Source organism: Borreliella yangtzensis, assembly GCF_014201775.1.
Taxonomy (GTDB): domain Bacteria; phylum Spirochaetota; class Spirochaetia; order Borreliales; family Borreliaceae; genus Borreliella; species Borreliella yangtzensis.
On record NZ_JACHFG010000015.1, the window covers coordinates 1 to 7,231 of the forward strand.

Consider the following 7,231-nt stretch of genomic DNA (forward strand, 5'->3'; position numbering starts at 1 on the left):
AATTGCTATATCTAGCATAGCAAATATTATTACGGCACTAATTAATGGGTTTTCTAAATAGAAATTCTCAATAATCCTAAACACATAATTTATCATTTCTAAATGCTCCTTATAAACTAACAATATTTCTAAAAATAGGGTCTATAATTACAAGAATAAACTTTTTTGTTACTTAATTATTGTACTAAATAGAAAAAAGGAGATAACAAATGAAAATTACCAATATATTATTTTGCTTATTTTTACTTATGCTCAATGGCTGCAATTCTAATGATAATGACACTTTGAAAAACAATATTAAACAAACAAAAAATAAGGTAAAGCGTGATTTAAGCGAACAAGAAAAACCTAAATCTAAAGAAGAACTACTTAAAGAAAAACTAACTGATGATCAAAAAACACAACTTGACTGGTTAAAAACCGCTTTAACTGATGTTGGAGAATTTGATACATTTTTACAACATGATGAAGACAAAATAAAATCAGCACTTGACCATATAAAAAAAGAACTTGAGAATTGTACTGGAGATAAAGCTGAACAGAAAAACACTTTCAAAGCCATAGTTAAAGGCGCTCTTAACGGGGGCAAAGATATAGATAACTTTGCAAGCAATGCAAGTAGTACGTGCAACAATTAGTAATAAGGAAAAGAAATAAGAATGAAAATTATCAATATATTATTTTGCCTATTTATACTCATATTAAACAATTGTAATTCTAGTGATAATGACACTTTAAATAAAAATAATATGCAGCAAGAAAAAGTTAGACAAAAGCGTGATTTAGATACACAAGAAATTCAAGAAGAAAAAATAACCCTAACTGAAGAAGAAGAAAAAATATTTAATTCATTAGTAACTGTATTTAAATACACAATTGAAAAATTACCCGATCAGATACAAGGGTGCAAAGACAACAAAACCAAATGCACTGATTTCTTTAATTGGCTCTCTAAAAATACTCAAAAGCAAAAAGAATTCGCTAGTGCCTTTAAAAAAGTTTATGATTTTTTAGAAAATAAAAGACAATCAAAAGAAAAAGACAAAGATTTAAACACTTATATTAAAGAAGCTATTGATTGTCAATCAAATAACAACGGCAATAACTGTAATAATCATAAACACGGTGAAAATAGTAACCTAATAGGGGAATATTTCAAAGGCATAGCTGGAGATATGTATGGTAAAAATTCTAATGAAGAAATTTATAAATGTCTTAAAGATGAATTTGAAGATGAAGATAACCATTATGCCAGTCTTTCAAATTGGAATTAACTAAAACAGTACTTAACCACACATCTTGATTATTATACGCATAGCAGGCCCCCTTATCGGGGGCTCTGCTATTTAGGTGTACTATGCAAACATATTGCTATGCTGCAAAAATATAATCAAATTGTTTATCTTCTTTTAACGCTCCAAAGAATATTAACGGACTAGCACCATAAATAGGCTTTTTAAACGACATAAACCTTTCAAAATCTTTTAAATCCTTTAATCTATTATTTTTTTTGAAATATTCTTTTATAAGCTCGGCCCAATACTTTATACTCTTAAACTCAATATTCTGTTCAAAATGCTTTATTAAAGCGTCTTCAATTTTCTTAATATCCTCAATATTATTGGGGTCTACTTTTTGAATAAAGCTTATTTTTTGAATAATTGCGTTTATATTATCTTTTGTTGTAGGGCTATTTACCCAATCTTTTATATTAGATAAAGCGTCTTTAAAAATACTGTAGTAATAAAATCTATCTTTTTTTTGTTCTTGATTAATCTCTTTTTTTTGTTCTTGCTTTTGATTAACACTAATTTGCTTATTAGGCGTAGGATTTTCATTTTCATAATTATTATAAATAGGCGCTGCATCGGTGTCCACTTCACTTTTTATGTTAAGACAAGCAACTAAAGCATACCTTTTGAAATAAGTAATAGATGCGCCAACAAGTTGTGGTAATGTGTTAACATTTTTAGAACCATTTTGATTGTTCCATTGTAAATTTTCTGTATAAATTCGTGTATCAAATGATTCTCTGTACCCAGTACTTTTACTGTAGAATGTAGTTCTAATATAATCTAGAACTTGGCCATTTTTCCCCTCTTTAGAGATTGGAAATTGCCTAAACATAAGATCCAAATTGTGTTTTTTAATAACATTTTGGATTTCTTCTACTATGTCATTGAAATCTTGATATTTATAACCATATCCCTTAAGACTTTTGTCAATCCTTGGTAAATTCACAATTAGGGTATCCATATCGTTTAAGAATTTAATTTCTGCTTGCATATTATTTTGTATATCTTCTTGATTTTTTGTAACTTCTGTCATTTTGAAGTTCCTCCTATAAATTTGTTTATAAATAATTGTATAGCAAAAACTATTTTTGCCAACTTTTTAACAAAAATTTTTGCAAAAAAAATGAGGGCTTAGCTAGATTCTCTTATCAAAAGAACTAAGCTAAACCCTTTTATTATTTTTTGCAAATTAACAAAATTATAGGTAGGAAAACTAAATGATAAAGTTTCACTACGCTATTTGTAGTGTAACTCAACTTAAAATTAAAATCAATTTATTTTTATTAAATTATGAAAGTATATTTAATTAATGAAATTAATAATTTAATTTAATATTTTTTAGAAAAGTATTTACTTTTAAATCAAAATTATGCATTATATTATTATCAATAATAAACAAATTTATAGGAGAAAACTTAAAATGAAAGAAGTCAAGACCCATAAAAAAAGTTCAAATTGCCGCAACAAACACCAACACAAATTAATTGTTCTTATCTCAACACTACAGTTCGTAAACAAAAACCATAAGAAATATTCACAACAAAACATACTATATTACTATAATAAAAATCTAAAACGCAATGGTCAAACACCAGTTAAACTAAAGACACTGCAAAAATATCTTTACAAATTAGAAAAAGAAATAAAAGTTACATCTAATTACTATAAACACTTAGGAGTAAATTGTGGAACTGAAATTTACTATAAACTGAATTTTTCAAAAAAAGAGTGTTATCAAAAGATTAACCAATTCTTTAAAGAAAAAAAAGAAACAAGATTTCAGAAAAGGGTTAATAACCACTTTAAAGACAAATTCCCTTTAAGGGGGAGTGTAAATTCGGAAGAGTGTATAAGTAATAAAAATAATAATGTAAAAGAAGAAAGAAAAAAGATGATAGAAAATTTTCAAGTAATAAACTATGGCAATAAATGCAACTTTATATGTAAAGGAATTCTTCCTTTTGTTTTAAAATTAGATGTTAATAAGGACTTGAAAATTAAAATGCTTAAAGAATTAAAAAGAATTGAGATTAAACTACTGAAACATAAAAATACTTACTTTAATAAATCTTGCTTTAAAGAAAAGCAAAACAAACTGAAAGAAATTCTAGAAAATACACAAAAAAAATTAGAACAAAAAGGATACGATTCCCAACAATTGGAAATTTATTTCCAAAAGATATATGAAAAATACAAAAATAAACCACATTTTATTATTGAATATCAAAAATATAAAGATTTAAGCACTATAAAGCGTAAATTAAAAAGATCGATTGAATTAAAAAAAGAAAATTCACAAAAAAATTATGAACATATAAGGACAAACATTTTCAATATTCTTATTGATCGACTAAGAAATACTGAAGAAATTGAAGTTATAAAACCGATTATAAAAGACTATTTGAATAGCAAAAAGAAATTAGAATATAATAAAGTGTTTGGCTCATATTATTATGAATTATTAGAAATGCTAGAAAATGGAAACAATGCTTTAAAACTAAAAGAATTTAGCAAAAAGGTTATATGAGAATTGAATATGGAAAATGAAATTGCACAAGAAACAATAAAAAAAGGTAAATGCAAGGTTGAATGCCAAAATAAAGATAGATTCATAAAGATTGAAAAAGAACCAGGCAAGGCAATGTACCATACAAAAATAATGATGGATTTATACAAATTTGGAGTTTATGAAAATAAAAGAAAGAGTAAAAAGAAAAGAATGGAATTTAGAGTATCAGTAAGGGCCTTGCATAATGGAGAAAGAATTGTCCAGGAAACTCACCTATATCCAGAAAAAGAAGGGGACAAATTTTTGGGGATTTTTTATGGATTTAGAAAACCAATAAATAAGGCTTTTGTAAAGTATGAAGTAAATGGGAAGAGAAAATCTTATGGCTTTGCAAGAGCATATTATATGGAAGTTAGATTTAAAGCAGGAAGTGTATTTTTCTACTTTAAGGGATTATACCGCTTATTATTTAAAGAGAGAATGAATAACCACTATAACAAAATATTGTTTAATATGTTTACAGATTTAGAAAAACAAGTATATGAATTTTATGGGAAAAAATACCCAGAACAAGGACCACTAACAAAATGGATAATAAAAAACCTAAAATAATAACCATTGCGTCAATTAAAGGCGGTGTTGGCAAAAGCACAAGTTCAATAATATTTGCAACTTTGTTAGCTCAAAAATATAAAGTATTATTAATAGATATAGATACTCAAGCATCCACTACTAGTTATTATTATGATGATATACAAAAATTTGGTATAGATTTAAGGAAAAACAATATATATGAAATTCTAATAGAAAAATTAGATATTAATCAATCAATTGTTAATGTTGCGAATAATTTAGATTTAATACCTAGCTATTTAACTTTACATAGTATAAATGCTTTTGGCTATAAGCATACTTTTGATGAATTTAGATTAAAAAATGAGCTTAAATACTTAAATGTTGCATATGATTATGTAATAATTGATACTCCTCCAAGTTTGGATTTTACCTTAACCAATGCTTTAATTTGTTGGAATTATGTCATTGTACCTTTGACAGCAGAAAAATGGACAATTGAAAGTTTTGATCTCTTAAAGTTTTTTATGGGAAAGATAGGGCTAGAATTACCTACATATTTCATAATAACAAGATTTAAAAAAAATAATACACACAAACATTTATTGGAAATGTTGAACTCTAAAGAAAATTTTTTAGGAATGATATCGGAAAGAGAAGACTTAAATAGGAGAATTGCAAGTAATTCTTCTTTTGATTTTCAAATGGATTATATAAAAGAATATAAAAATTCATTAATGAATTTTTGCACAAAATTAAAATGATTTTACTTATTTGTTCAACGCGCTGAACAAATAGCTAAGGAGGATTGTTGTGAACAATAATACAAAATTAAAAATCAATAAAAGAGACATTGATTCTGAAGGAAATGCATTGCTTGTAGATTCTTCTAATGTTAATAAAGATGGTGTTGAAACAGATCGTTATAATATTTTAAAGAAAAAATTATATGTAAATCTTAGAGAAGGAGTTTCTAATAAAATAGAATGTATGAAAATATTAAAAGAAATTAAAGATAATGAATATTATAAACTTGATGGATACAAAAGTTTTGATGCTTTCATAAAGGATTATGATGTTGCAAAAACTCAAGCGTATAATTATTTGAAAATTGCTAATGCAATAGAGGCTGGGGTTATTGAAGAACAATATGTATTAAATAATGGATTTAGATTAATATTAAGCGCATTGAAAGATAAGGAAAGTCCATCTTTGAAAAAATCTAAACAAAATCCAATAAAACCATTGAGGTTTCAGCTTAAAAAACAAGAAAGTTATGATTTTTACAAAAGTAATTCTAAGTTCACTGGGTTTTTGTTAGACAGATTGTTTGATGAAAAAGAAATAATTAAAAAAATTATGAAAGAATATAAACAATTAAAAGGATAATATGGAGATTTTATGAATAATTTAGCGTATAGAACATATAATATAGAAAGTATAAAAAATGAATTTTTAAACATAGGGTTTAGTGAGGAAGCAATAGATTTTGTTTTTCTTCACAATGATAATTACAACTTTGAATATTTAAAAGAGAAATTGATTGATGTAGAAAAGAATTTACGAAAAGATATGTCTAATTTAGACTCTAAGATTGATAATGTAGAAAAGAATTTAAATATCAAAATAGATAATGTAGAAAAGAATTTAAATATCAAAATAGATAATTTACATGCTAAGATAGATACTGTAGAAAAGAGTTTAAATACTAAGATAGATAATGTAGAAAAAAGCTTAAATGCTAAGATAGATAGTGTAGAAAAAAATCTACAAAAAGACATATCTATTTTAAATACTAAGATAGATTCTGTTAAAAGTGAACTTACTAATAAGATTGATAATGTAGAAAAGAATTTGCATTTAAAACTTAGCATGGGGAACAGAATGGTACATTTTTTGATAATAGCAGCAGCAATTTTTGGACCATTTATACATTCATTTTTAATGCAATATTTACAAGGCATAAAATAATACATAATATATAATATATAATTTTCTTTTTTCAAACATTGTAATATAATGCTGGTGAACATTATTAGAAAATAACATTTTATTTTTGCTTTATTTTAAATTAAAACTTATTTAATTTTTTAACAAAAGAATTTAAATAAGTTTTTGTTTTATAAAAATCCAAATTAATTTTAATTCTAAATTAAATCATATTGAATTATGTAAAAAGTTGACAAAAATAATTTTAGAGCTATATATATGTGTATAGCTAAAAATTTGTTGTTATCAAAATAATCCATTTATACTTTAGGTTTAGCAAAGTTCTTTAGTTGAGAATTTAGTAAAACCTTTCTTTTTTTTGCAAAAATTTTTGTTAAAAAGTTGGCAAAAATAGTTTTTGCTATACAATTATTTATAAACAAATTTATAGGAGGAACTTCAAAATGACAGAAGTTACAAAAAATCAAGAAAATATACAAGAAAATAAAAGTATCAATGGAGAGGCTAAAATGATAAGTTTTGAACAACAAAGTTTTATTGGTTGTGAAGTATTTGAAGAAAAATCTTTTCCAATTAAAGAAAAAAGTAAATTAAGCAAGATAGGCAAGAAATTACCAGGGATAAGTAGTAAAGAGTGTTTTAGATTTAATAAAAATCTTGATTTTAGCGTGCAAAGAAACAAACTAGATAAATATGGTGCTAGTGAAGTAGGAACTGTTTTAATTGGTGGCGTAGGACTAAAAGACTTAATGGTAAATAGAGTGCTTAAATATTTTGGAATGAGTATGCCTTTCGAAGAGAATTTATATATGTTAAAAGGAAAAGAATTAGAAAATTTAGGATTTAGAGAGTTTGCTAAGGCACACGATGATAACATTGCGGTTTTGTATAAAAACAAATACGC

At 25.2% G+C, this 7,231-nt stretch carries 8 protein-coding genes and 1 pseudogene; 8 read left to right on the forward strand and 1 reads right to left on the reverse strand.

The window, feature by feature from the left end:
• The first annotated feature begins 209 nt into the window (after window positions 1-209).
• Window positions 210-638 (forward strand): Mlp family lipoprotein, encoded by a 429-nt coding sequence (locus HNP68_RS05735; RefSeq protein ID WP_183221339.1) that lies wholly within the window; start codon window positions 210-212, stop codon window positions 636-638.
• 21 nt (window positions 639-659) lie between these two features.
• Window positions 660-1,274 carry an Mlp family lipoprotein gene (locus HNP68_RS05740; RefSeq protein ID WP_183221341.1) on the forward strand — a complete coding sequence of 205 codons (615 nt, stop codon included), beginning with the start codon at window positions 660-662 and terminating at the stop codon, window positions 1,272-1,274.
• 97 nt (window positions 1,275-1,371) lie between these two features.
• On the opposite strand, the gene HNP68_RS05745 is transcribed toward HNP68_RS05740, so the two are convergent.
• The gene (locus HNP68_RS05745) at window positions 1,372-2,328 is read right to left on the reverse strand and encodes an ERF family protein (protein ID WP_183221343.1); all 957 of its coding nucleotides are present in this window, start codon (window positions 2,326-2,328) and stop codon (window positions 1,372-1,374) included.
• A 387-nt stretch (window positions 2,329-2,715) separates the two neighbouring features.
• On the opposite strand from HNP68_RS05745, the gene HNP68_RS05750 reads away from it, so the two are divergent.
• The 6 genes and pseudogenes from HNP68_RS05750 to HNP68_RS05775 form a co-directional block, all read left to right on the forward strand.
• Complete coding sequence (locus tag HNP68_RS05750; RefSeq protein ID WP_183221345.1) at window positions 2,716-3,822, forward strand: plasmid maintenance protein; 1,107 nt, start codon at window positions 2,716-2,718, stop codon at window positions 3,820-3,822.
• A 9-nt stretch (window positions 3,823-3,831) separates the two neighbouring features.
• Complete coding sequence (locus tag HNP68_RS05755; protein WP_183221347.1) at window positions 3,832-4,416, forward strand: DUF226 domain-containing protein; 585 nt, start codon at window positions 3,832-3,834, stop codon at window positions 4,414-4,416.
• Window positions 4,392-5,141 (forward strand): ParA family protein, encoded by a 750-nt coding sequence (locus HNP68_RS05760; protein ID WP_183221349.1) that lies wholly within the window; start codon window positions 4,392-4,394, stop codon window positions 5,139-5,141. Before HNP68_RS05755 ends, HNP68_RS05760 begins: the two co-directional genes overlap by 25 nt.
• Before the next feature lie 49 nt (window positions 5,142-5,190).
• Complete coding sequence (locus tag HNP68_RS05765; protein ID WP_183221351.1) at window positions 5,191-5,766, forward strand: chromosome replication/partitioning protein; 576 nt, start codon at window positions 5,191-5,193, stop codon at window positions 5,764-5,766.
• A gap of 12 nt (window positions 5,767-5,778) precedes the next feature.
• Entirely contained in the window at window positions 5,779-6,348 is a 570-nt protein-coding gene (gene bdr / locus HNP68_RS05770; RefSeq protein ID WP_183221353.1) for a Bdr family repetitive protein, read from the forward strand.
• 422 nt (window positions 6,349-6,770) lie between these two features.
• A pseudogene (locus tag HNP68_RS05775) lies at window positions 6,771-7,231 on the forward strand (DUF244 domain-containing protein); the annotation flags it as partial.